Annotated in this window: 18 protein-coding genes; 12 read left to right on the forward strand and 6 right to left on the reverse strand. The window is 75.1% G+C overall.

What is annotated here, in order from left to right; all coding sequences use genetic code 11:
• Positions 1-221 precede the first annotated feature (221 nt).
• From ACFXHB_RS05065 to ACFXHB_RS05100, 8 genes are all read left to right on the forward strand, one after another.
• Entirely contained in the window at positions 222-1,019 is a 798-nt protein-coding gene (locus tag ACFXHB_RS05065) for an ABC transporter ATP-binding protein (protein ID WP_380572187.1), read from the forward strand.
• Positions 1,016-3,574 (forward strand): ABC transporter permease, encoded by a 2,559-nt coding sequence (locus ACFXHB_RS05070; RefSeq protein WP_380572189.1) that lies wholly within the window; start codon positions 1,016-1,018, stop codon positions 3,572-3,574. The genes ACFXHB_RS05065 and ACFXHB_RS05070 overlap by 4 nt, the downstream gene beginning before the upstream one ends.
• A gap of 449 nt (positions 3,575-4,023) precedes the next feature.
• Positions 4,024-4,506, forward strand: coding sequence for a hypothetical protein (locus tag ACFXHB_RS05075; RefSeq protein WP_380572191.1), 483 nt, complete (start codon positions 4,024-4,026; stop codon positions 4,504-4,506).
• Entirely contained in the window at positions 4,503-6,122 is a 1,620-nt protein-coding gene (locus ACFXHB_RS05080) for a multicopper oxidase family protein (protein ID WP_380572193.1), read from the forward strand. Before ACFXHB_RS05075 ends, ACFXHB_RS05080 begins: the two co-directional genes overlap by 4 nt.
• 173 nt (positions 6,123-6,295) lie before the next feature.
• Positions 6,296-7,657 carry a DUF2252 domain-containing protein gene (locus tag ACFXHB_RS05085; protein ID WP_380572195.1) on the forward strand — a complete coding sequence of 454 codons (1,362 nt, stop codon included), beginning with the start codon at positions 6,296-6,298 and terminating at the stop codon, positions 7,655-7,657.
• A gap of 114 nt (positions 7,658-7,771) precedes the next feature.
• Positions 7,772-8,146 carry a hypothetical protein gene (locus tag ACFXHB_RS05090; protein WP_380572196.1) on the forward strand — a complete coding sequence of 125 codons (375 nt, stop codon included), beginning with the start codon at positions 7,772-7,774 and terminating at the stop codon, positions 8,144-8,146.
• On the forward strand, positions 8,143-8,418 hold the full coding sequence (locus ACFXHB_RS05095) for a hypothetical protein (RefSeq protein ID WP_380572197.1): 276 nt from the start codon (positions 8,143-8,145) through the stop codon (positions 8,416-8,418). Before ACFXHB_RS05090 ends, ACFXHB_RS05095 begins: the two co-directional genes overlap by 4 nt.
• A 398-nt stretch (positions 8,419-8,816) precedes the next feature.
• A complete protein-coding gene (locus tag ACFXHB_RS05100; protein WP_380572198.1) occupies positions 8,817-10,409 on the forward strand; it encodes a hypothetical protein in 1,593 nt (530 codons plus the stop codon).
• A gap of 109 nt (positions 10,410-10,518) precedes the next feature.
• Here ACFXHB_RS05100 and ACFXHB_RS05105 read toward each other — a convergent pair whose 3' ends face one another.
• On the reverse strand, positions 10,519-10,728 hold the full coding sequence (locus tag ACFXHB_RS05105; RefSeq protein WP_380572199.1) for a hypothetical protein: 210 nt from the start codon (positions 10,726-10,728) through the stop codon (positions 10,519-10,521).
• 248 nt (positions 10,729-10,976) lie between these two features.
• Here ACFXHB_RS05105 and ACFXHB_RS05110 point away from each other — a divergent pair, with 248 nt between their 5' ends.
• On the forward strand, positions 10,977-11,321 hold the full coding sequence (locus tag ACFXHB_RS05110) for a hypothetical protein (protein ID WP_380572200.1): 345 nt from the start codon (positions 10,977-10,979) through the stop codon (positions 11,319-11,321).
• Positions 11,322-11,406: 85 nt separating this feature from the next.
• Complete coding sequence (locus ACFXHB_RS05115; protein WP_380572201.1) at positions 11,407-11,730, forward strand: hypothetical protein; 324 nt, start codon at positions 11,407-11,409, stop codon at positions 11,728-11,730.
• A gap of 35 nt (positions 11,731-11,765) precedes the next feature.
• Here the strand turns inward: ACFXHB_RS05115 and ACFXHB_RS05120 are convergent, their stop codons facing one another.
• The 3 genes from ACFXHB_RS05120 to ACFXHB_RS05130 are packed head-to-tail and all read right to left on the reverse strand — an operon-like array spanning position 11,766 to position 15,004.
• Positions 11,766-13,310: a Clp protease N-terminal domain-containing protein gene (locus tag ACFXHB_RS05120; protein WP_380572202.1), complete on the reverse strand. Its 1,545-nt coding sequence runs from the start codon at positions 13,308-13,310 to the stop codon at positions 11,766-11,768.
• The gene (locus tag ACFXHB_RS05125) at positions 13,303-14,619 is read right to left on the reverse strand and encodes a tetratricopeptide repeat protein (RefSeq protein ID WP_380572203.1); all 1,317 of its coding nucleotides are present in this window, start codon (positions 14,617-14,619) and stop codon (positions 13,303-13,305) included. Before ACFXHB_RS05125 ends, ACFXHB_RS05120 begins: the two co-directional genes overlap by 8 nt.
• A 1-nt stretch (position 14,620) precedes the next feature.
• Positions 14,621-15,004, reverse strand: a complete 384-nt coding sequence (locus ACFXHB_RS05130) for a hypothetical protein (RefSeq protein ID WP_380572204.1) — start codon at positions 15,002-15,004, stop codon at positions 14,621-14,623.
• 104 nt (positions 15,005-15,108) lie between these two features.
• Between ACFXHB_RS05130 and ACFXHB_RS05135 the strand changes: the two genes are divergently transcribed.
• On the forward strand, positions 15,109-15,747 hold the full coding sequence (locus tag ACFXHB_RS05135; protein WP_380572205.1) for an HAD family hydrolase: 639 nt from the start codon (positions 15,109-15,111) through the stop codon (positions 15,745-15,747).
• Positions 15,748-15,760: 13 nt separating this feature from the next.
• On the opposite strand, the gene ACFXHB_RS05140 is transcribed toward ACFXHB_RS05135, so the two are convergent.
• On the reverse strand, positions 15,761-16,693 hold the full coding sequence (locus tag ACFXHB_RS05140; RefSeq protein WP_380572206.1) for a diacylglycerol kinase: 933 nt from the start codon (positions 16,691-16,693) through the stop codon (positions 15,761-15,763).
• Positions 16,690-18,312 carry an FAD-binding oxidoreductase gene (locus ACFXHB_RS05145; protein WP_380572207.1) on the reverse strand — a complete coding sequence of 541 codons (1,623 nt, stop codon included), beginning with the start codon at positions 18,310-18,312 and terminating at the stop codon, positions 16,690-16,692. The genes ACFXHB_RS05140 and ACFXHB_RS05145 overlap by 4 nt, the downstream gene beginning before the upstream one ends.
• A gap of 20 nt (positions 18,313-18,332) precedes the next feature.
• Here ACFXHB_RS05145 and ACFXHB_RS05150 point away from each other — a divergent pair, with 20 nt between their 5' ends.
• Positions 18,333-18,941: a TetR/AcrR family transcriptional regulator gene (locus tag ACFXHB_RS05150; RefSeq protein ID WP_380572208.1), complete on the forward strand. Its 609-nt coding sequence runs from the start codon at positions 18,333-18,335 to the stop codon at positions 18,939-18,941.
• Positions 18,942-19,082: the final 141 nt, after the last annotated feature.

Genomic DNA, 19,082 nt, shown 5'->3' on the forward strand with positions numbered 1-19,082 from the left:
GTTCGCGGGCGCGCGGGTCTGGGGCGCGGCCCGCCCCCCCGAGCGGCATTGAGGTGTGGGGGGGCCCGCCCCCGGCCCCGGGGGCGGGGGGCAGGCCCCCGCCAGAGGGTGGGGATAACCCCCCGGCCGGTCCGCCAGTGACCTCCATGGTTCCCGCGGCCCGCTCTTCCTAGCCTGGAACACGTCGACGACCAGCGACGATTCCCTAAGGAAGGCCCACCATGGCACGCCGCCAGCACCCCCGGACCGAGCCGTACGGGCGGCCCGCCGCCGCCCACGCAGCGATCGAGCTGCGGGCGGTGCGGCGCACCTACGGCCGCGGCGGCGAGGCGGTGCACGCCCTGCGGGGCATCGACCTGTCGCTCGACCGGGGCAGCTTCACCGCGGTCATGGGTCCGTCCGGCTCCGGCAAGAGCACCTTCCTGCAGTGCGCGGCCGGCCTGGACCGCCCCGACGGTGGCGAGGTGTACCTCGGCGGCGAGGAGATCTCCCGGCTCAGCGAGAACCGGCTCACCAAGCTGCGCCGCAGCCGGATCGGCTTCATCTTCCAGTCCTTCAACCTGCTGCCCTCGCTGACCGTCCAGCAGAACGTGCTGCTCCCGCAGCGCCTCGCGGGTGAGCGCCAGGACCGCTCCCGGGCACGGGAGTTGCTGGCCCAGGTCGGCCTCGGCGAGCACGGCGGCCGGCGGCCCGGCCAACTCTCCGGCGGTCAGCAGCAGCGGGTCGCGATCGCCCGCGCGCTGATCACCGCGCCGGACGTGGTCTTCGCCGACGAGCCGACCGGAGCGCTGGACACCCGCACCGCCCACGAGGTGCTCGGCCTGCTGCGCCGCGCCGTGGACACCATGGGCGCGACCGTGGTCATGGTCACCCACGACCCGGTGGCGGCCTCGTTCGCGGACCGCGCGGTCTTCCTGGCCGACGGCGCGCTCGCCGGCGAGCTGTACCACCCGGACCCGAACGCCGTCGCCGAGCGCATGGTCACGCTGGCGGCGCGCCCGGTCGGAGCGGCGGCATGAGCAACGGACTCGCGCGCGCCTCGGTGCGCTTCAGGCCGGCTTCCTTCGTCGGCACCTTCCTCGCCCTGCTGCTCGGCGCGGCCGTGGTGACGGCCTGCGGCACGCTGCTGCAGACCGGCCTCACCGCGAGCGTGCCGCCGATCCGCTACGCCGCCACCCCGGTGCTGGTCGCGCCCGACGCGACCGTCGAGATCACCGTCAAGACGGGTGGGGAGACCGACACCCAGAGCCTGCCCGTCCCCGAGCGGGCCCGGGTGGACGCGGCGCTGGCCGGGCGGATCGCCGCCCAGCCCGGTGTCGCGGCCGCCCGGCCGGACACCGCCTTCCCGGTCCCGGCCGATTCCGCCGCCGGCCTGCCCGGGCTGACCGGCCGGGGCATCGCCGCCCTCGGCATCGCCGGGCCGGGCGAGAAGCTGGTCGAGGGCCGCGCGCCCGGTGCCGGTGAGGTCGTCCTGGACGTGGACACCGCCCGCGCCGCCCACCTCGCGCCGGGCGCCACCGTCGCGCTGACCGCGCCCGGCGGCGCCGGTGGCTACCGGATCTCCGGCCTCGCCGCCACGCCCGCGGCGGGTCCGCGGCAGCCGACCGGTACGGCCTGGTTCGCCGACCCCGTCGCCGACCGGCTCTCCGGTCACCCCGGCCGGGTCGACGCGATCGCCGTGACCCCCCGCGACGGCGTCGACCCCAGGACCCTCGCCGCCCAGGTCCGCCAGGCCGTCGGCGGCGAGGCCGAGGTACTCACCGGCAGCGCCCGGGGCGGCGTCGAACAGCCCGCGCTCGCCGAGAGCCGGACCATGCTCACCGCCCTCGGCGGCTCCTTCGGCGGCATCGCCACCATGACCGCGGTCTTCGTGGTGATGAGCACCGTCGCCCTGGCCACCGGCCAGCGCGCCCGGGAGTTCGCCCTGCTGCGCGCCATCGGCGCCACCCCGCGCCAGATCCGCCGCACCATCGCCACCGAGGCGATGCTGGTGGCACCCGTCGCCGGCGCCCTCGGCATCCTCCCCGGACTGGCCCTGGCCCGGTGGTGGTTCGGCGAGCTGTCGGACCGCGGCGCCGTCCCGGAGGCCCTGTCGCTGGACGTCGGGCCGATCCCGATGCTCGCCGCCGTGGCCACCTGCACGCTGGCCGCGCTGACCGCCGGCTTCTTCGCCTCCCGCCGCCCCTCCCGGCTGCGGCCCAGCCAGGCCCTCGGCGCGGCCGCCGTCGAGCCCGGCCGACCCGGCGTGGTGCGGACCGTCCTCGGGCTGATCTTCGCCGCCGGGGGTGTCACGCTCGCCGCCGTCGCCGCCGGACTCGACGGCTCCAACGCCGCCAACACCGCGCTCGGCGTGGTGATGTGCTTCCTGATGGCCGTCGCGCTGCTCGGCCCCTGGGTGGCCGGGATCGCCGCCGGGGTGTTCGGGGCCCCGCTGCGGGCCGGCGCCGGCGCGCCCGGCTCGCTGGCGGCCGACAACACCCGGGCCAACGCCCGCCGGCTGGCGTCCGCGATCACGCCGATCGTCATGGTCACCGCCTTCTGCGGCACCCTGCTCTTCATGCAGAGCACCATCGCCCACGTCACCGGCGAGCAGGTGCGCACCGGTATCACCGCGGACCACGTGGTCGGCCCGACCGGCCCCGGTCTGCCCGCCGGCACCGCCGACCGCGCGGCACGGGTGCCCGGGGTGGAGGCCGCCGTCGGCGTGCTGCGCACCAGCACCGTCTACCGCGACGGCAGCGTCCTCGGCACCGCCAACGCGCTGGGTGTCAGCGGCGACCCGGCGAAGCTGCCCCGGGTGCTCGACCTCGGGGTGCGGAGCGGCTCGCTGGCCGAGCTCGCCCGCTCGGCCGACACCGTCGCCCTGGACACCGGGCTCGCCGACGCCCTCGGCGTCAAGGTCGGCGACCGCGCCCCGCTCTGGCTCGGCGACGGCACCCCGGTCAAGCCGACGGTGGTCGCCACCTACGCGCGGGGCCTCGGCTTCGGCCAGGTGCTGTTGCCCCGGGCGGCCGTCGCGGAGCACGTCACCGCCGGCTACGACAGCCAGGTGCTGGTCGCGGACGCCCCCGGCGCCGACCGGTCCGCCGTCGCCGCCGGGCTGAGCGGCCTCGCCGGCGCCGGCGCGACCACCGTCACCGACCGGGCCGGCTTCGTCGCCCAGGCCGACAAGGCCCGGGAGATCGGCGCCTGGGCGAACACCGTGATGGCCGGTGTGCTGGGCGGGTTCGCCGCCGTCACCGCCGCCAACACCCTGGCGATGACGGTGCTGGACCGCCGTCGCGAGGTGGCGCTGCTCCGCCTGGCCGGGACGACCCGCCGCCAGGTGCGCGGCATGATGCGCTGGGAGGCGCTGCTGGTCGCCGCGACCGGGCTGGCGGTCGGCGCGGCGATCGCCTGGATCACCCTGCTGCCGATCACCCGGGGCATCGCCGGCTCCGCGCCGCACATCCCGGTCGGCCTCGCCCTGCCGCTGGCCGCCGGAGCCGTGCTGCTCTGCCTCGGCTCGACCGGCCTGCCGGCCCGTCTCCTGCTCCGGGCCCACCCGGTGGCGGCGGGCGGCGGGCGCCAGTAGCGGACGGGGGCGGACGGGACCGCTCGGCAGGACCTCGCAGCAGGACCGCTCGGCCCCGGGTGTCGGCCGAGCGGTCCTGTTCGGGCGTCGGCCGAGCGGTCCTGTGCGGGTGTCCCGGCAGGTCGGGCGGTGCGCGAGGGTGGCGCACCGCCCGTTCGGGTGAGGGGCCGGGGCCCCGGCCGGCGCAACGGAGTGGTGTACGCGGCCGACCCGGTTCGGTGCCGCTGATCGTGATGTCCGATCAGTTACGCTCTCGGCCGCGCCGTCCGGGGCCGGGCCGTCTCCGGAGGCGCTCGCCGTGCCCCGCCCGCGGGCTCCACCCGCGTTCCCGCACCCGTTCCCGTCTCACGGCACCCGTTCGCGAACGCCCGTTCGGGCACGCGGCGGACCCGTTCCCGCCCCACGGCTCCCGTACCCCGCCTCACGGCCGAGCAGAGAGAAGCCCACCCATGAGCAGTCCTCCCGTGGCCCCCGCGCCCCGCCGGCCGCTGATCCTGCTGCGGGCGAGCGCCGGCGCGCTGGCCGCCCTGGCCCTCCTGCAGACGGTGCTGGCCGCCAGCTACCTCAACGGCCACTACGACTCGCTCGCGCCGCACGCGGCCACCGCGACGGCGCTGGCCGCCGCGGCGCTGGGCCAGCTCGCGGCCGGGGCGCTGGTCCGACTGGGCGGCCGTGACCGGCGCGGCCCGCGCGGCCCGCTGCGGCTCGCGGCGCTCGTCACGGCGGCGGTCATCCTGCAGACCGCCCTCGGCTACCAGCACGCGATCGGGCTGCACGTGGTGCTCGGCGTGCTGCTGGTCAGCGCCGTCCTGTTCGGCCTGGTCGACGCCTGGCGGCTGCCGCTGCCGGCCCGCACGGCCGCTGCCGTGCCCGACCCCGACGGCGCCGGCCGGCTTCCCCGGCCGGGCGGACCGGTGGAGGTCGCCCAGTGAACCGCCGCCGGTTCCTGGGCATCGGCGCGGCCGTGGTCGGCACCGGTGCGATCGGGGCCTTCGCCGCCCCCTCGGCCTCCCGGTTGCTGGCCGAGGGCCGTCCGGGCCGGCTGCTGAGCAGCGCGGTGCCGCTGCCCGCGGCGTTCCAGGTGCCGCTCCCGCTGCCGCCCGTCCTGCGGCCGGTCCGCAGCGACGGCACCACCGACTACTACGAGATCACCCAGCGGACCGCGCGGCTGGAGATCCTGCCCGGTCTGCGGACCGAGGCCTGGACCTACGGCGGCAGCTTCCCGGGGCCGACGCTGGCCGTCCGCGCCGGCCGGCAGAGCGCGGTGCGCCACCGCAACGAGCTGCCGGTGCCCTCGGTGGTCCACCTGCACGGCGGCCACACCCCGGCGGACAGCGACGGCTACCCGGTCGACCTGCTGCTGCCGGTCGGGGGCGGTGGTGCCCGGGCCGCCCAGGGGACGGGCGGCACGGCCGGGATGCCGGGGATGCCGGGGATGCCCGGGACGGCCCACCCCGCCGACCCGTCGGCCGTCCTCGTCGGCCGGACCGCCGACGGCGAGCGCACGTACACCTATCCCGGCCGGCAGCGCGCGGCCACGCTCTGGTACCACGACCACCGGATGGGCTTCACCGGCCCCGGCGTGTGGCGGGGCCTGGCCGGCTTCCACCTGGTCCACGACGACGAGGAGGACGCGCTGCCGCTGCCGCGCGGCGAACGCGACGTCCCGCTGATGCTCGCCGACCGCGCTTTCGCCGAGGACGGTTCCTTCAGCTACCCGGCCCTCGATGCCACGCTGGCCGTCCCGGGCGTCACCGACGACTACATGACCGGTGTCCTCGGTGACGTCATCCTGGTCAACGGCGCCCCCTGGCCCCGGCTCACGGTGGACCGCGCCCGCTACCGGCTGCGCCTGCTGAACGCCTCCAACGCCCGCCTCTACCGGCTCGAACTCGACCCGCAGCCCTCCGGCGGCGACGCGCTGGTGCAGATCGGCGGCGACGGCGGCCTGCTGGAGACCCCGCTGGCCCACGACGCGGTGGAGATCGCCCCGGCCGAGCGCTTCGACGTGGTGGTCGACTTCTCCCGCTACGCCCCGGGGACGACCGTCCGCCTGATGAACCGGTTCGGCAGCGACCGGACCGCCGAGGTGATGCTGTTCGAGGTGTCGTCCCGTACCGTCACCGACGACTCGGCCGTCCCGGAGCGGCTCTGCACCCTCGAACGGCTCGACCCGGCCGCCGCCGTCACCACCCGGACCTTCGGCTTCCGCCGCAGCCGGGACAACGTCTGGACGATCAACAACCAGCCCTACGAACCCGGCCGTTCGCTGGCCCGGCCGGCCCTCGGCAGCACCGAGATCTGGCGCTTCTTCACCGATGTCCACCACCCCGTCCACCTGCACCTGAACTCCTTCCAGGTGCTCTCGCGCAACCGCGGTGAACCCGGCCGCTACGACGCCGGCTGGAAGGACACCGTCGACCTGCGGCCGGCCGAGACGATGGAGGTCCTGGTCCGCTTCACGGACTACCCCGGGACGTACATGATGCACTGCCACAACCTGGAGCACGAGGACATGGCGATGATGGCGGACTTCGTCGTGGAGTAGGGCGCGGGCCCGCCCCCGGAGGCTCGGCCCCCCCCCCCACGCCCCCCCCGTCGCGCCCGGCGGGGGGGGGCGCGCCCCCGCCCCCCCCCCGCTTCGACGTGCCGGGCCCCCGCGGTTGACCTAGCGTCGCGAGCAGACACACCAGCCCCGTCGTCCGACCGAGGAGCGAGCGCATGACCAGTCCCGCCGAACGCCGCCGGCGCGGCCGGGCCGCCCGCGAGCGGGTCTCGCGCTCCGCCCACGGCCGCTGGATCCCCGCCGCCGACCGGCCCGACCCGATCGCCGTCCTGGAGCGGCAGGCGGCGGACCGGGTCGTCGAGCTGCTGCCGATCCGCTACGGCCGGATGGCCGACTCCGCCTTCGCCTTCCTGCGCGGCGCGGCCGCCGTGATGGCCGCCGACCTCGCGGCCGTCCCCGACACCGGCCTCACCGTCCAACTCTGCGGTGACGCGCACCTGGTGAACTTCGGCATGTACGCCTCGCCCGAGCGCGCCCTGCTCTTCGGCCTCAACGACTTCGACGAGACCTACCCCGGCCCGTTCGAGTGGGACGTCAAACGGCTCGCCGCCAGCGTCGCCGTGGCGGCGCGGGACAACGGCAACGACGAGGACCAGGCGCACCGGGCCGCGCTCACCGCGACCCAGGGCTACGCCGCCGCGATGCGCCGGCTGGCGGCGATGAGCGAACTCGACGTCTGGTACGCCCGGATCGACACCGAGGACCTCCTCCCGCTGATCGGCAAGGCCAAGCGCCGCAAGCGGGTCGAGGCCGGGATGGCCCACGCCCGGCGCCGCACCAGCCTGCAGGCGTTCGGGAAACTCACCGAGGAGCGGGACGGCACGCGGCGCATCATCAACGAGCCGCCGCTGATCCAGCCGCTGGCGAAGAACGAACTCCGCAGCGTCGGCCAGATCTTCAGCGACTACCGGGCCACCCTCAGCGAGGACCGCCGGGTCCTCCTCGACCGCTTCCAGTTCGTCGACGCGGCGCGCAAGGTGGTCGGCGTCGGCAGCGTCGGTACCCGCTGCTTCATCCTCCTGCTGGAGGGGCGTGACGCCCGCGACCCGCTCTTCCTGCAACTCAAGGAGGCCACCGCCTCCGTCCTGGAGGAGTACCTGCCGGCCGGTGGCCGGGCCGACGCCGAGGTGACCGCCTCCCACGGCGGCCGCCGGGTCGTCGTCGGCCAGCACCTGATGCAGGCCGCCAGCGACATCTTCCTCGGCTGGACCACCGGACCGGCCGGCCGCCACTACTACGGTCGCCAACTGCGCGACATGAAGGGCTCGGTGGAGGTCGCCGACATGACGACCTCCGGCCTGCGCGCCTACGCGGACCTCTGCGGCCGCGCCCTGGCCCGCGCCCACGCCCGCTCCGGCGACCGGCTCGCCATCGCCGGCTACCTGGGCGCGTCCGACTCCTTCGCGGAGGGGATCGCCGACTTCGCGCTCCGCTACACCGAACAGACCGCGGCCGACCACGCCGCCCTGCTGGCCGCCATCGACGACGGGGTGGTCACGGCGGAGCGGGGCATCTGAGCGCGGGCACGCTGCGCGGGGTCCCGGCCCGGCCCGGTCGGGCCCGGTCTGGTCGGGTCGGGTCGGGTCAGGCGCGGTCAGGTCGGGTCGGGTCACGCCGAACTCGCCTCCTACGTGACCGAGGTGGCCCCCGTCGGCACCGACCACCTGGGCTTCGCCGTCCCGCTGCACCTGCGCACCTCGCGCGGCGACCTGCGGTTGATGACCACGGTGACCAGCTTCGCGACCGCCGTCGACGTCACGCTCGCCGAGCTCAAGCTGGGAGCCTTCCTGCCGGCCGACGAGGCCACGGCGGCCGCGCTGCGGGCGGAGGCGCGGGCGGAGGCGCGGAGCCGAGGCGCCGGGGGAGGAGCGGGTGGAGGGGCGGGCTCGGGCCCCGGGGAACATGTAGTCGGTCGTCACCCGGTCCTCCTCGTCGAGCGGCAGCACCTCCAGCCCGCCCCCTCCCGACCGGCTCGCCGCCGCCGACCGGCACCATCTCCCAGGTGAACCTGACGCAGTCGCGGAGCCGGACGGCGGTGTCCCGGGCCCGGAAGGTGAACGCGCCCGGGGCGACGAACTCCCGGTGGCTGCGGGTGACCCGGGTGTCGATCGCCTCGTACCCCGCCGTCTCCACCACGGTGTCGTCGAAGCCCGACGCGGTGGCCCGGTCGCGGATCTGCGCGGGCGGCCGGAGGAGGTGGACGCCACCCGCCGCCCAGACCCGCTCGATCGCCGGGCGGCGCCGCGCCGGGTCGGACTCCGTCCACAGGGCGATGTAGCGGTAGGCGGTCTCCTGTGCGGTGGCGGTGGTCATGGTGTGCTCCTCGCGGTGTGTCGACGGCGTGCCCGGTCGGCGGCCATCCTGCGGGGGACGGGTGAGGGCGACAATTCCCGGCAGGGTACGGCCCGGCCGACCGGCGGGGGTACGGACCCGCCGGTCGGTGGATTGCTGTGACCCGGACACCCGCCGAAGGTCCGGAGCGGTGGTCCGTGCCGCGCACAACTCGGCTCTGAGTGGCCGACGTTGATGGACCCTTACGATTCGTTCACGGTTTGCATGTCTTCGACAAGCTAATTTCCCGTCAGTAACATGGCACGGGAGCGGCCGTTCTGGCCGTCGCTGAAGCCACTGGTCCCGGGCGCCCGCGTGCGCGTCCGCCGCTTCGAAAGAGCTTCGTTGAAGAGTCCCCTCGGCACGGCGATCCGCCCTGCCCTCGTTTCGCTGGTCCTGCTCGGCGTCGCGGCGTGCGGCCCGACCTCGGGCAGCCGGCAGGCCTCCCAGGCCGTTCCCCTCGAAGCCGTCGGCGCGGTCGCTCCGGCGACCGCGTCCCCCACGGCGGGCCCGGCGGCGGTGCGGCCGTCCGGCCCGCCGCAGGCCCGGGCCGCCGGTCCGGCCACCGCCGCGCCGCAGTCCCCCGCCGCCACCGGCGGCGCCGCTGCCACGGCCCCCGCCCAGCGCCCGGCGACCCCCTCGCTGCCGGTCGCGGCCGCCCAGCCGGGCGTCCAGCAGGCGGCCATCGGCGCGCCCGGCAAGGACGGCGCCGCCGTCGCGCCGGAGGCGAAGAATCTCCAGGTCAGCGCCTACGACCCGGCCGCCGGTACGGCCGTGCTGTCGGCGGTGCAGGCCGGTCCGGCGGCCGCCGCGCCCTCGACCGCGGTCGCCGCGACGCCCACCACCGCCCCGACCGGCCCCGCCGAGGCCGTCAAGCCCGGGCAGCTGCTCGCGAGCCCGCCGACCTCGGCCGCTCCGCAGGGCGCGCTGCTCGCGGTGACGGCCGTGAAGTCGGCGGGCGGCGGCAGCGTCACCGTGGCGACCCGCCCGGCGAACCTGTCCGAACTGCTCGGCAGCAGCGAGGCGGACGGCCAGGTCCCGGTGGACCCGAGCGCGATCAAGGTCACGCCGCTGGTCAAGGACGTCAAGGCGACCGTCTCCCGGGAGAACGGCACCACGAAGGCCGACGCCTCCGGCACGCTGGAGGTCGACGTCAACGCGCCGATCCCGCTGCCCGAAGGCCTGAGCGCCGCGGCCTCCGCCTCGCTCCGGCTGCACCCGGCCCTGCGCTTCGCGTACCACGGCGCCGGTGTCGGCAGCCCGCGCACCGCCTCGATCGGCTTCGACCTGGGTGCCCACGCCCGGTGGAAGGTCACCGGCGACCTCGCCCGCGGCACCGGCGCCGCGCCCGTCCGGCTGCCGTTCGCCAAGCTCCAGGCCAGCCCGGTCATCACGGTGGCGGGCCTGCCGGTCGTGGTGAACCTCGGTCTCACCTGCTACCTGGAGATCGGCGCCGACGGCCAGGTCCACCTGGAGGCCGAACAGGAGGTCACCGGTACCTGGGCGGTGCACGCCGACTACACCGGCGGCCGCGGCTGGACGTCGTCCACCGACGCCGCCGACACCAAGGTCTCCCCGGTGCACGTGCGGCTGACCGGCAAGGCCGCCGCCCGCGCCGCCCTGGGTGCCGAGGTGAGCGTCGGCCTGTACGACACGGTCGGCGTCGAGGCCACCGTCGCCCCGTACCTGCGCGCCCAGGTGGACGGCTCGCTCACCGTGGACGTCCCGGGCGGCACCCCCCAACTCCAGGGCAGCTGGGCACTCCTGGGCGGCGTCGACCTGGGCGGCGCGCTCACCGCCCACCTGAAGGTCTTCGGGACCCCGATCATCGAGGGCAAGCTCCCGCTGCCGCCGTTCCACCGTGAGTGGCCGCTGCTGTCGGGCGGACTGCCGTCGGCTGCGGCCTCGGCTGCGGCCCCTGCCTCGCCGAAGAGCTGACCCGGTCCCTGACCACGGTGAACCCCGGGCCGACCTCGTCGGCCCGGGGTTCAGCGCTGTGCGGACCCGGCCCGGCGAGTCGTCCGAGGGATGCGGCCGGGTCCTTGGTTCACGTTCCCGTGCCGGACCCTCCCACCTCCTCCTCGGCGACCGCCGGCGCGACGCCACTGGGGGTGTTCGCCGCCAGCAGGTAGTCGAAGCTGCCCGCGCTGGTGTGCGCGCCGCCGGCGGGACAGGACCCGTTGGTCGGGTTCCCGTTGAACCAGAGGCCGAAGCATTTGTTGCAGTACCGCCAGTTGGACTGGCCGACGATGGCCATGGTGCTTCCTTTCCGGGCGGCTTCCCGGTCCTCGGGAGGGCGCCCTGGGGGGATGCGTTCATGGTTCTGCGCCCGGAGTCCCGGGCACATGAGGCAACGGTCCCAACTGCGGTGCGGCAGAAGCCGTGACGCCCGGTCGGCGAGCGGTGGGCGGCGAGCGGTGAGGTGACGCGGGGTCCGCCGGCCGGGCCGCCTCGGCGGCACGCGGGGGCGGCCGGGGTGTCAGTGGTCCGTGCCAGAGTGAGGGCATGTTGGCGATCGCGGTACGCACGGAGAACGACGAGCGGCACCCCCTGGTGACCGCCGAGGCGTTGGCTTCGCTGATTCGTGGGATCGGCGGGCGGCGCGACCGTTTTGTCGTCATGGAGCGCGTCCCGGACGTTCCGGACTTCTACATCCAGGTGTGGCACGAGGCCGGCGGCACGTACACGCTGGAGCACCGCGCCGGGTCGGCCGAGCACCACTTCCAGGTCCGACTCGACGGCCCGGAGCCGGTGATCGCCGCGATGACGGGTTGGGCCCGACTCCAGGACGGCTGGGACGCGGGGCTGGAGTGGGAGCCGGTGGATCTGGCGGCCGAGTCGGGGAAGTAGTCGACGGGGAGGCCGATCGGCCTGATGACGCCGTTGCCGGGCCGGGCCCGTGGACATCCCGGCGGGCGGCCGGGAGGATCGCCGTATGACTGCTGACGGACCGTTGACCGAGGAAGACCTCAGCGCGATGGAACGACGCGCCGCCGCGGCGGCGCCGGGCCCGTGGGCCGCCTGGTTGGAGGGGCGCCACGGGAGCGGGGGCGACAGCTTCATCCAGGTCCGGCCCGAGGCGGACCTGGACGACGAGATCTACGTCAGCCGCTTCGTCGAAGGCGCCCAACTGCCGGGTCAGGATCCGAGGCTCGACGCCGACATCGACTTCATCGCGGCCGCCCGCCAGGACGTCCCCCGCCTGATCGCCGAGGTGCGCCGTCTGCGGGCGGCGGCGGAGCGCTCACGCGGCTGGTGAACCCCGCGGCCGGGGTACCGCGCGGGGACGGGCGCTCAGCTCATGGCCCAGACGGTGGGGTCGTGGGGGACGGCCGGGCCCGGCGCGGTGGTCCCGGGGCGGGGCATCTGGGTGCTGGCGTGGCCCGGCGGGGTGTGCGAGGGATCGGACTGGAGTGCCAGGGCGTTCACCACGTCGGTCTCGACGACCCGGTGGTCGGCGCTCGCGGCGTCCTGCTTTCGGTGGTCGGCGAACGACCTGACCAGAGTGGCAAGTTGACGATTGTGATGGGCGGTCAGGTCGGCGTCATTGGTGTCAGCCGCAGCATCACGGTGCTTCCGCTGTTCCGCGATGCGCTGCTCGAACTCCTCGGTGAGGGCGAGGGAGAGGGCCTTGGCGCGGGCGCCCCGGCTGCCGGCCTGGGCGCCCGCCTCGTCGAGCAGGTCGATCGCGGAGCCGGGTAGTGCCTGGCCGGGGAGGTGCTCCTGGGCCAGGGTGGCGGCGGTCCAGAGCGCCGCGTCGTCGATCGCCACGCCGTGGTGCTCCTCCAGCCGGGGCCGGACGACGCGCAGGATCTCCAGGACCTCGTCCATCGGGGGTTCGCCGATCTCTACCGGTTGGAGCAGCCGGTAGAGGCCCGAGTCCGGTGTCCATCGGCGGTACTCGGTGGTGGTGCACGCGGCGATGACGTGGACGCCCGGCTTGCCGAGGACGGGCCGCAGGAAGGCGAGTGCCTCGGCCCCGCCGTCCTGGGTGCGCAGCAGGGTGAGGGCGTTGTCGAGGAAGAGGACGAGGTCGGCGCTGCGCCGTACCTCGGTGAGAAGGCTGGTCATGAGTTCGGCGAAGCGACCGTGGTGTCGGGGGTTGGCGAAGACGGCGCCGAGGTCGAGCGAGCGGACGGTTCGACCGGCGAACGCTGCCGGCACGGTGCCGGCGGCGATCGCGCGGGCGAGCCCGGTGATGATGCTGCTCTTTCCGACGCCCGGCGCACCGATGAGCAGGGGGATGTTCCGTTGCCTTCGGGCGAGGACCTGAGTCAGCCTCTCGATCTCCCGGGCTCGGCCGACGACGCGGTCGACGTCAGTCGTGGCTACCTCCCGGCTGAGGTCCAGGGTGAGCAGTTTCAATCGTGGGGTCGGGCGCGGTGTCGGCTTCGAAGCGGGCGCGGCGTCGGTAATGGACCGCATGACCTCCTGGCGTATCCGGTCCAGGTCGGTGATGAGCTTCACCAGAATCTGGGCGGCGACGCCCTCACCCTCGCGGATCAGGCTGAGCAGGAGGTGCTCGGTACCGATGTAGTTGTGGCCGAGCCGCAGGGCCTCCCGGAGCGCCAGTTCCAGCACCCTTTTTGCTCGGGGAGTGAAGGGGATGTGCCCGGACTGGGCCTCCTGGCCATGACCGACGATCTCCTCGACGTGCCACTGAACCCTGACAAGCGAGATTCCGAGGCGCTCCAGCGCTGCGGCGGCGACACCCTCACCCTCGTGGATGAGCCCCAGGAGGAGGTGCTCGGTGCCGATGTAGTTGTGGTCGAGTCGCCGGGCCTGCTCCTGGGCCAGGACTACAGACTTTTGTGCGCCAGGGGTGAATCGCTCAAACACGGCCCTCTCCCCCCTGTGCCGCCGTCAGGTCCGCCCGTGCCCGCCGCGTGTGCGGGTGGTCGTTGCCCAGGAGCCGCTCCCGCTCCGCCACCAGTTGCCGCAGCAGTGCCACCGCCTCGTCACCGTTCCCGCAGAGCGCGAGGTTGCGGGCCAGCATGTGCCGCGTTCTCAGGGTGTGCGCGTTCTCGGTGCCCAGCAGGCGGCTGCGGTCCGCGAGCAGCACCCGCAGCAGGGCGACCGCTTCCCCACGGTGGCCGGCCTCGCCGAGGTTGACGGCGAGGAACTGCCGGGTGCGCAGGGTGTCCTGGTGGTCGGGGCCGAGCAGGCGGGTCTGGTCGGCGAGGAGTTGCCGCAGGGCGCGGGCGGCCTCGGCCGGGTCGCCGGCGGCGCCGAGGCTGTGAGCCTGGGACTGGCGGCCGAGCAGGGTGTCGGCGTCCTCGGGGCCGAGGATCCGGGTCGACTCCTCGACGATGCCCTGCAGCGTCTCCGCCGCCTCCTTCCAGTGGCCGTCCTTGCCCCGTTCGACCGCCGCGACGCGCTGTTCGCGCAGTTCGGGCCCGGCAGTGGCGGCGAAGGCCCGGTTGAGGCCGAGGGCGATCAGGCTGGCGGTCCGGGTGCCCCGGTTGAGGGGGGTCGGCAGGCCCTCGGCGGCCATGATGGTGGTGAGCCGCTGGTAGAGGTCGTCGACGGTGAGGAGTTCGGCGCCGCCGACGACGCCCTCCCGGAGCAGGCGGATCAGACGTCCCGAGAAGGCGGTGTGGTCCTCGCCGGGGAGCGAGAGGGCGACCTGGTCGCGGTGGGCGGAGGTGAGGACGTAGGTGCCGGCGATTTCGAGTCGGCTGAGCTTGTCGTCGTCGGGTGCCATCGAGTCGGTGACGACGCGGCCGGAGAAGCAGCAGTCCAGGACGATGATCTTGGCAGTGGCGGGGCTGTCGAGGACGGCGCCGCGCAGCTTGTCGTACTCCAGCGCGCTGAACTCGGGCGCCACGAAATCGCTGTCGGGCAGGGCGAGATAGAGGTCGTGGCGGCGTCCGGCGACCAGGCCGTGCCCGGTGTAGTAGACCAGCAGGAGGTCCTCGGCCTCCTGCACGGCGGTGCGCAGCCGTTGGCCGACCGTCCGCAGGTCGCCGTCGTCGAGCAGGACGGTGCAGTGCTCCTCGGGGACGAGCCCGTGCGACGGGTCGGTGAGGATCGCCGCGAGGTCGGTGATCGTCCGGGGGACGGCGGGGAGGTCGAGCAGGTGCGGATCGCCGTAGGTGCCGGCGCCGATGAGGACGATCCGGGAGCGCTGAGGGTCCGGAAGGCGCACGTCACTCCTGCTCGGACGCGGTGCCGTCCGGTACCGGTTCGCGGTCCAGCACCTGGCGCAGGACGGTCTCCAGTTCGGCGGCGCTGACCCGCTTGGCATCGAGTTCCACCGACTCGCCGTCCGGGCGGCGGATCTTGAGCCGGACGTCGCTGCGCCGGGGGTGGGCGAACCAGGTGCGCAGCGAGGCGGCCAGCACCGAGAGTCCGCCGCCGGCCCCGACCGCCACCGTCAGGACGTCCAGGGCCGTGCCGAGCTCGCCGGGCCTGGGCGCCGCGCCGGTGAGGCCGACGGTGCCGGCGAGTTCGGGTTCGCCCCGCAGCCAGTCGGTGAGCGATTCCGCGTCCGAGGCGGGCTGCCCGCCCGTTACCGAAAGGTGCAGGTCCACGGCTGTCCCCCGAGATTCACCTGAGAACGAAAGGAGTTGAGGCCAGGAGTGTACTGAAACCGGTGCGGCCCGTACCCGGAAAAGGCGCGAGATAGCCTGAGCGGATGATCATTCAGTTGCCCCCGGGCGAGTTCCGCGCCTACCTGTTCGACTGCGACGGCACCGTCGCCGACTCGATGCCGCTGCACTACCGGGCGTGGAAGCAGACGCTCGACGAGTGGGACTGCGCGTTCTCCGAGGACCTCTTCTACGCCTGGGGCGGCCGGACGGTCGCGGACATCGTCGCCCAACTCAACGCGGACCAGGGGCTGGCGATGCCGGTGGAGGCCGTCGCCCGCCGCGCGGAGCAGCTCTACCGCGCGCTGCTCCCGCGGCTCGCGGCCGTCCCGGGCATCGTGGCGCACATCGAGCACGCCCGGGAGCGGCGGATCCCGAGTGCCGTCGTCTCCGGCAGCACCCGGGAGTCCGTCACGGCGTCGCTGACCGTGCTCGGCCTGCTGGACCGGTTCGACACGCTGGTCTGCGCCGGCGACTACCCGAGGGCGAAGCCCGCCCCCGACGCCTTCCTGCTCGCCGCCGACCGCCTCGGCGTGGCGCCGGGGGACTGTCTGGTGTTCGAGGACTCGGTCCTGGGGATCGAGGCCGCGACCGCTGCCGGGATGGCCTCCGTGCGGGTGTGCGGGGCGGCGGGTGGCTCCGGAGTGGCCTCGGGCGCCCCCTCCGGAGAAGGCTCGCCGCGGTGAGGCGGGTCGGCGGTCAGGCCGGGGTCGGGGCAGGGGCCGGAGTGAGCAGCCGCAGGGCGGCCGGGACGGCTTCGACGTCGATCGGCAGGGCGGCCATGAACTCGCCGTCGGCGTAGGCGGTGATGCCGGGGGAGTCGATCCGCAGCGAGGGCGTGCGGTGGGTGGTGACCTCCCGGCGTTCGACGTGGGTGCCCTTGAAGAGGGTGGGGAAGAAGCGGGCGATGCGGTGGCGGGGCATGGCGTCGACGAGGGTGACGTCGAGCAGGCCGTCGGCGGGGTCGGCGGTGGGGCAGATGAGCATGCCGCCGCCGTAGCTGGTGGTGTTGCCGACGGCGGCGAGGGTGAGGTCGCGGGCGATGACGGTACCGTCGGCGAGGGTGATCCGGAACGGCAGCGGGCGCAGATTGGCGAACTCGACCGCGATCGCCAGGTTGTAGCGCATCCGGCCGTGCGGCCAGCGCAGGCGGTTGGTGCGGTCGCTGACCAGGGAGTCGAAGCCGCTGGCGAGGACGGAGCCGAACCAGCGCCGCGACCCGTCGGCCGCCGTCACCCGGCCGAGGTCCACGGTGCGGGTGTGGCCGGCGGCGACCACCTCGGCCGCCGCCTCCGGCGCTCCGCGCGGCAGCCCGTACGCGCGGGCGTGGTCGTTGCCGGTGCCCGCCGGGACGACGCCGAGCGGGATGTCCGTCCCCGCGGTCGCCTGGAGGCCGAGGTTGATCATGCCGTCCCCGCCGACCACCACCAGTGCGTCGCAGTTGCCGGTGGCGACGGTCGCGCGGGCCAGGGCGAGGGACTCCTCGGCGGACGCGCCCGTCCGGGCGTCGACCTCGACGCCCAGGGCGCGCAGCCGGGCGGTGGCGCGGCGGGCCGCCGGTTCGGCGTGACCGGCGGCCGCCGCCGGGTTGGTGAGGAGAACGACCCGGGTGACGGTTCTCCGGTCGGTCATGGGATCAGCTTGCCGGGGTTGAGGATGCCCGCCGGGTCCAGCTCGGCCTTGACCGCGCGCAGGATGCGGACGCCCAACTCGCCGATCTCCTCGGCCATCCAGGGCCGGTGGTCGGCGCCGACGGCATGGTGGTGGGTGATGGTTCCGCCGTGGGCCAGGATGGCGTCCCCGGCGGCGCGCTTGGCGACGGCCCACCGGGGGAGCGGCTCCTCGCCGAGGGCGGCGACCACGGTGAAGTAGAGCGAGGCGCCGGTCGGGTAGACGTGCGAGATGTGGCAGAGCACGAGGGCGCCGGGCAGCGCGGTCGTCAACGCGGCGGTGACCGCGAAGCGCAGGTCGGCGAGCCGGCGCCAGTCCGTCGCGGTCTCCAGGGTCTCGCAGAGCGCCCCCGCGGTGAGCAGGGAGTCCCGCAGGTAGGGCGCGTTGAACCGGCCGTGCTCCCAGGCCCGGGCCGGTGCCTCGCCCAGCGAGGTGCCGCCGGCCGCCAGCAGGGCGGCCCGGGTCAGCTGGTGACGGGCGGCGACCTGCTCGGCGGAGCCCTCGAACACGGTGACCGCCAGACAGCCGGTGACGGCGGGCTCACCGCCGATCTTCTCCGTCATCGCGAGGTTGACCATGGTCTCGGCCTCGTCGGACAGCCGGATCACCGTCGGCCCGGTGTCCTGCTGTTCCACCGCGCGCAGGGCGGCCGCGCCGGTGGCGAAGTCGGGGAAGGACCAGGCCTCGTAGGCCTTCACCGCGGGCAGCGGGTGGATCCGGACGCGGACGGCGGTGATCACGCCCAGCGCGCCCTCCGAGCCGAGGAAGAGCTCGCGCAGGTCGGGGCCGGCGGCGGAGGCGGGGGCGCGGCCGAGGTCCAGCACGCCCACCGGGGTGATGACGCGCAGGCCGCGCACCATCTCGTCGAAGCGCCCGTACCCGGCGGAGTCCTGGCCGGAGGAGCGGGTGGCCGCGAAGCCGCCGATGGTGGCGAAGCGGAAGCTCTGCGGGTAGTGGCCGAGTTCGAAGCCGTGCTCGGCCAGCAGCGCCTCGGCCGCCGGACCGGTGAGGCCCGCTCCCAGGACGGCCTCGCCGGAGGTCGCGTCGAGGTCGAGCAGCCGGTCGAAGCGGCGCAGGTCGAGCGAGACGACGGCGGTGAAGCCCCCGCGCTCCGGGTCCAGCCCGCCGACCACGCTGGTGCCGCCGCCGAACGGCACCACGGCGATGCGGCGTTCGGCGCAGAGCGCGAGCAGGGCGGCGATCTCGTCCTCGCTGCCGGGCAGCAGGACGGCGTCCGGCGCGTCCTGCGGCTCGCGGCTGCGGCGGCGCAGCAGGTCGGGGGTCGACTTGCCGCCCGCGCGGGGCAGGCGGTCCGCGGCGGCGGCGCTGACGTGCGCCTCGCCGACCACGGCGGCCAGGGCCTTCAGGTCCGCCTCGGCCAGCTGCGAGGGCCGCAGGGTGACCTCCTCGGCGGCGGGCCCGGGGGCCGCGTCGCCGGTGACGCCGAGGGCGGCGGCCAGCAGGGCCTTGATGTCGGCCGACAGCTCCTTGGCGAGCGCCGGGTCGCCCCAGGCGTCCCACTTCATCGGGGGGAGCGGCAGCGCGGCGTGGGCCGGTCCCGCTTGCGTCTCAGGTGCCATGCGTTACAGTTTCACACATCATGTCAAGTAGTAACGCTGGGCCGGTCGGCCCCGAGGCGACCCCCGAGCCCCGCAGCACCGATGACGTCATCCTCGACGCGGCAGCCGAGCTGATCGTCCATCTCGGCGTGCGCCGAACGCAGTTGGCCGAGATCGCCCGGCGCGCCGGGGTCAGCCGGCCGACCGTCTACCGGCGCTGGCCGGACGTCCGGGCGGTGATCGGGGCACTGCTCACCCGAGAGATCCGCGAGACCCAGGCCACCGTCCGACTCACGGGCGAGGACCGGGCCGCCTTCGTCGAGGGCGTCGTCGACGTCGCCGTCCGGCTGCGCGACCACCCGGTGCTCGGCGCGCTGCTGGCCTCGGCCGACTCCGACACGCTCTTCGAGTACGTCGTCGAACGGCTCGGCGCCAGCCAGCGCGGCCTGCTGGAGGCGCTGCGCGCGGGCATCGAACAGGGCCAGGCCCACGGCTCGATCCGGGCCGGCGAGCCCGTCGAGCTGGCCGCCATGGTGCTGCTGATCGCCCAGTCCACCGTCCAGTCGCACCGCATGGTCGCGCACCTGCTGCCCGAGGCGGCCTGGCGGCGCGAACTGGCCAGGGCGCTGAACGGGTACCTCGCGCCGTGAGCGGCCACGCGCGTCGTGACCACCGCGCCGGGGCGGGCTCGCGCCGGTCGGACGCCTCGCGCCCGACGGCCCTGGGGCGGTCGGACGCCTCGCGCCGGACGGGCCCTGGGGCGGTCGGACGCCTCGCGCCGGGCGGGCCCT

It is taken from the genome of Kitasatospora sp. NPDC059327, from assembly GCF_042752535.1.
In the GTDB taxonomy this organism is placed as follows: Bacteria; Actinomycetota; Actinomycetes; order Streptomycetales; family Streptomycetaceae; genus Kitasatospora.

Excerpts from the sequence above, each read along its gene's own strand:
- ACFXHB_RS05140 (WP_380572206.1), bottom strand. The coding sequence starts at position 16,693 with ATGACCGACCGGAGAACCGTCACCCGGGTCGTTCTCCTCACCAACCCG.
- ACFXHB_RS05065 (WP_380572187.1), top strand. The coding sequence starts at position 222 with ATGGCACGCCGCCAGCACCCCCGGACCGAGCCGTACGGGCGGCCCGCC.
- ACFXHB_RS05070 (WP_380572189.1), top strand. The coding sequence starts at position 1,016 with ATGAGCAACGGACTCGCGCGCGCCTCGGTGCGCTTCAGGCCGGCTTCC.
- ACFXHB_RS05110 (WP_380572200.1), top strand. The coding sequence starts at position 10,977 with ATGTTGGCGATCGCGGTACGCACGGAGAACGACGAGCGGCACCCCCTG.
- ACFXHB_RS05150 (WP_380572208.1), top strand. The coding sequence starts at position 18,333 with ATGTCAAGTAGTAACGCTGGGCCGGTCGGCCCCGAGGCGACCCCCGAG.
- ACFXHB_RS05105 (WP_380572199.1), bottom strand. The coding sequence starts at position 10,728 with ATGGCCATCGTCGGCCAGTCCAACTGGCGGTACTGCAACAAATGCTTC.
- ACFXHB_RS05085 (WP_380572195.1), top strand. The coding sequence starts at position 6,296 with ATGACCAGTCCCGCCGAACGCCGCCGGCGCGGCCGGGCCGCCCGCGAG.
- ACFXHB_RS05115 (WP_380572201.1), top strand. The coding sequence starts at position 11,407 with ATGACTGCTGACGGACCGTTGACCGAGGAAGACCTCAGCGCGATGGAA.
- ACFXHB_RS05145 (WP_380572207.1), bottom strand. The coding sequence starts at position 18,312 with ATGGCACCTGAGACGCAAGCGGGACCGGCCCACGCCGCGCTGCCGCTC.
- ACFXHB_RS05135 (WP_380572205.1), top strand. The coding sequence starts at position 15,109 with ATGATCATTCAGTTGCCCCCGGGCGAGTTCCGCGCCTACCTGTTCGAC.
- ACFXHB_RS05075 (WP_380572191.1), top strand. The coding sequence starts at position 4,024 with ATGAGCAGTCCTCCCGTGGCCCCCGCGCCCCGCCGGCCGCTGATCCTG.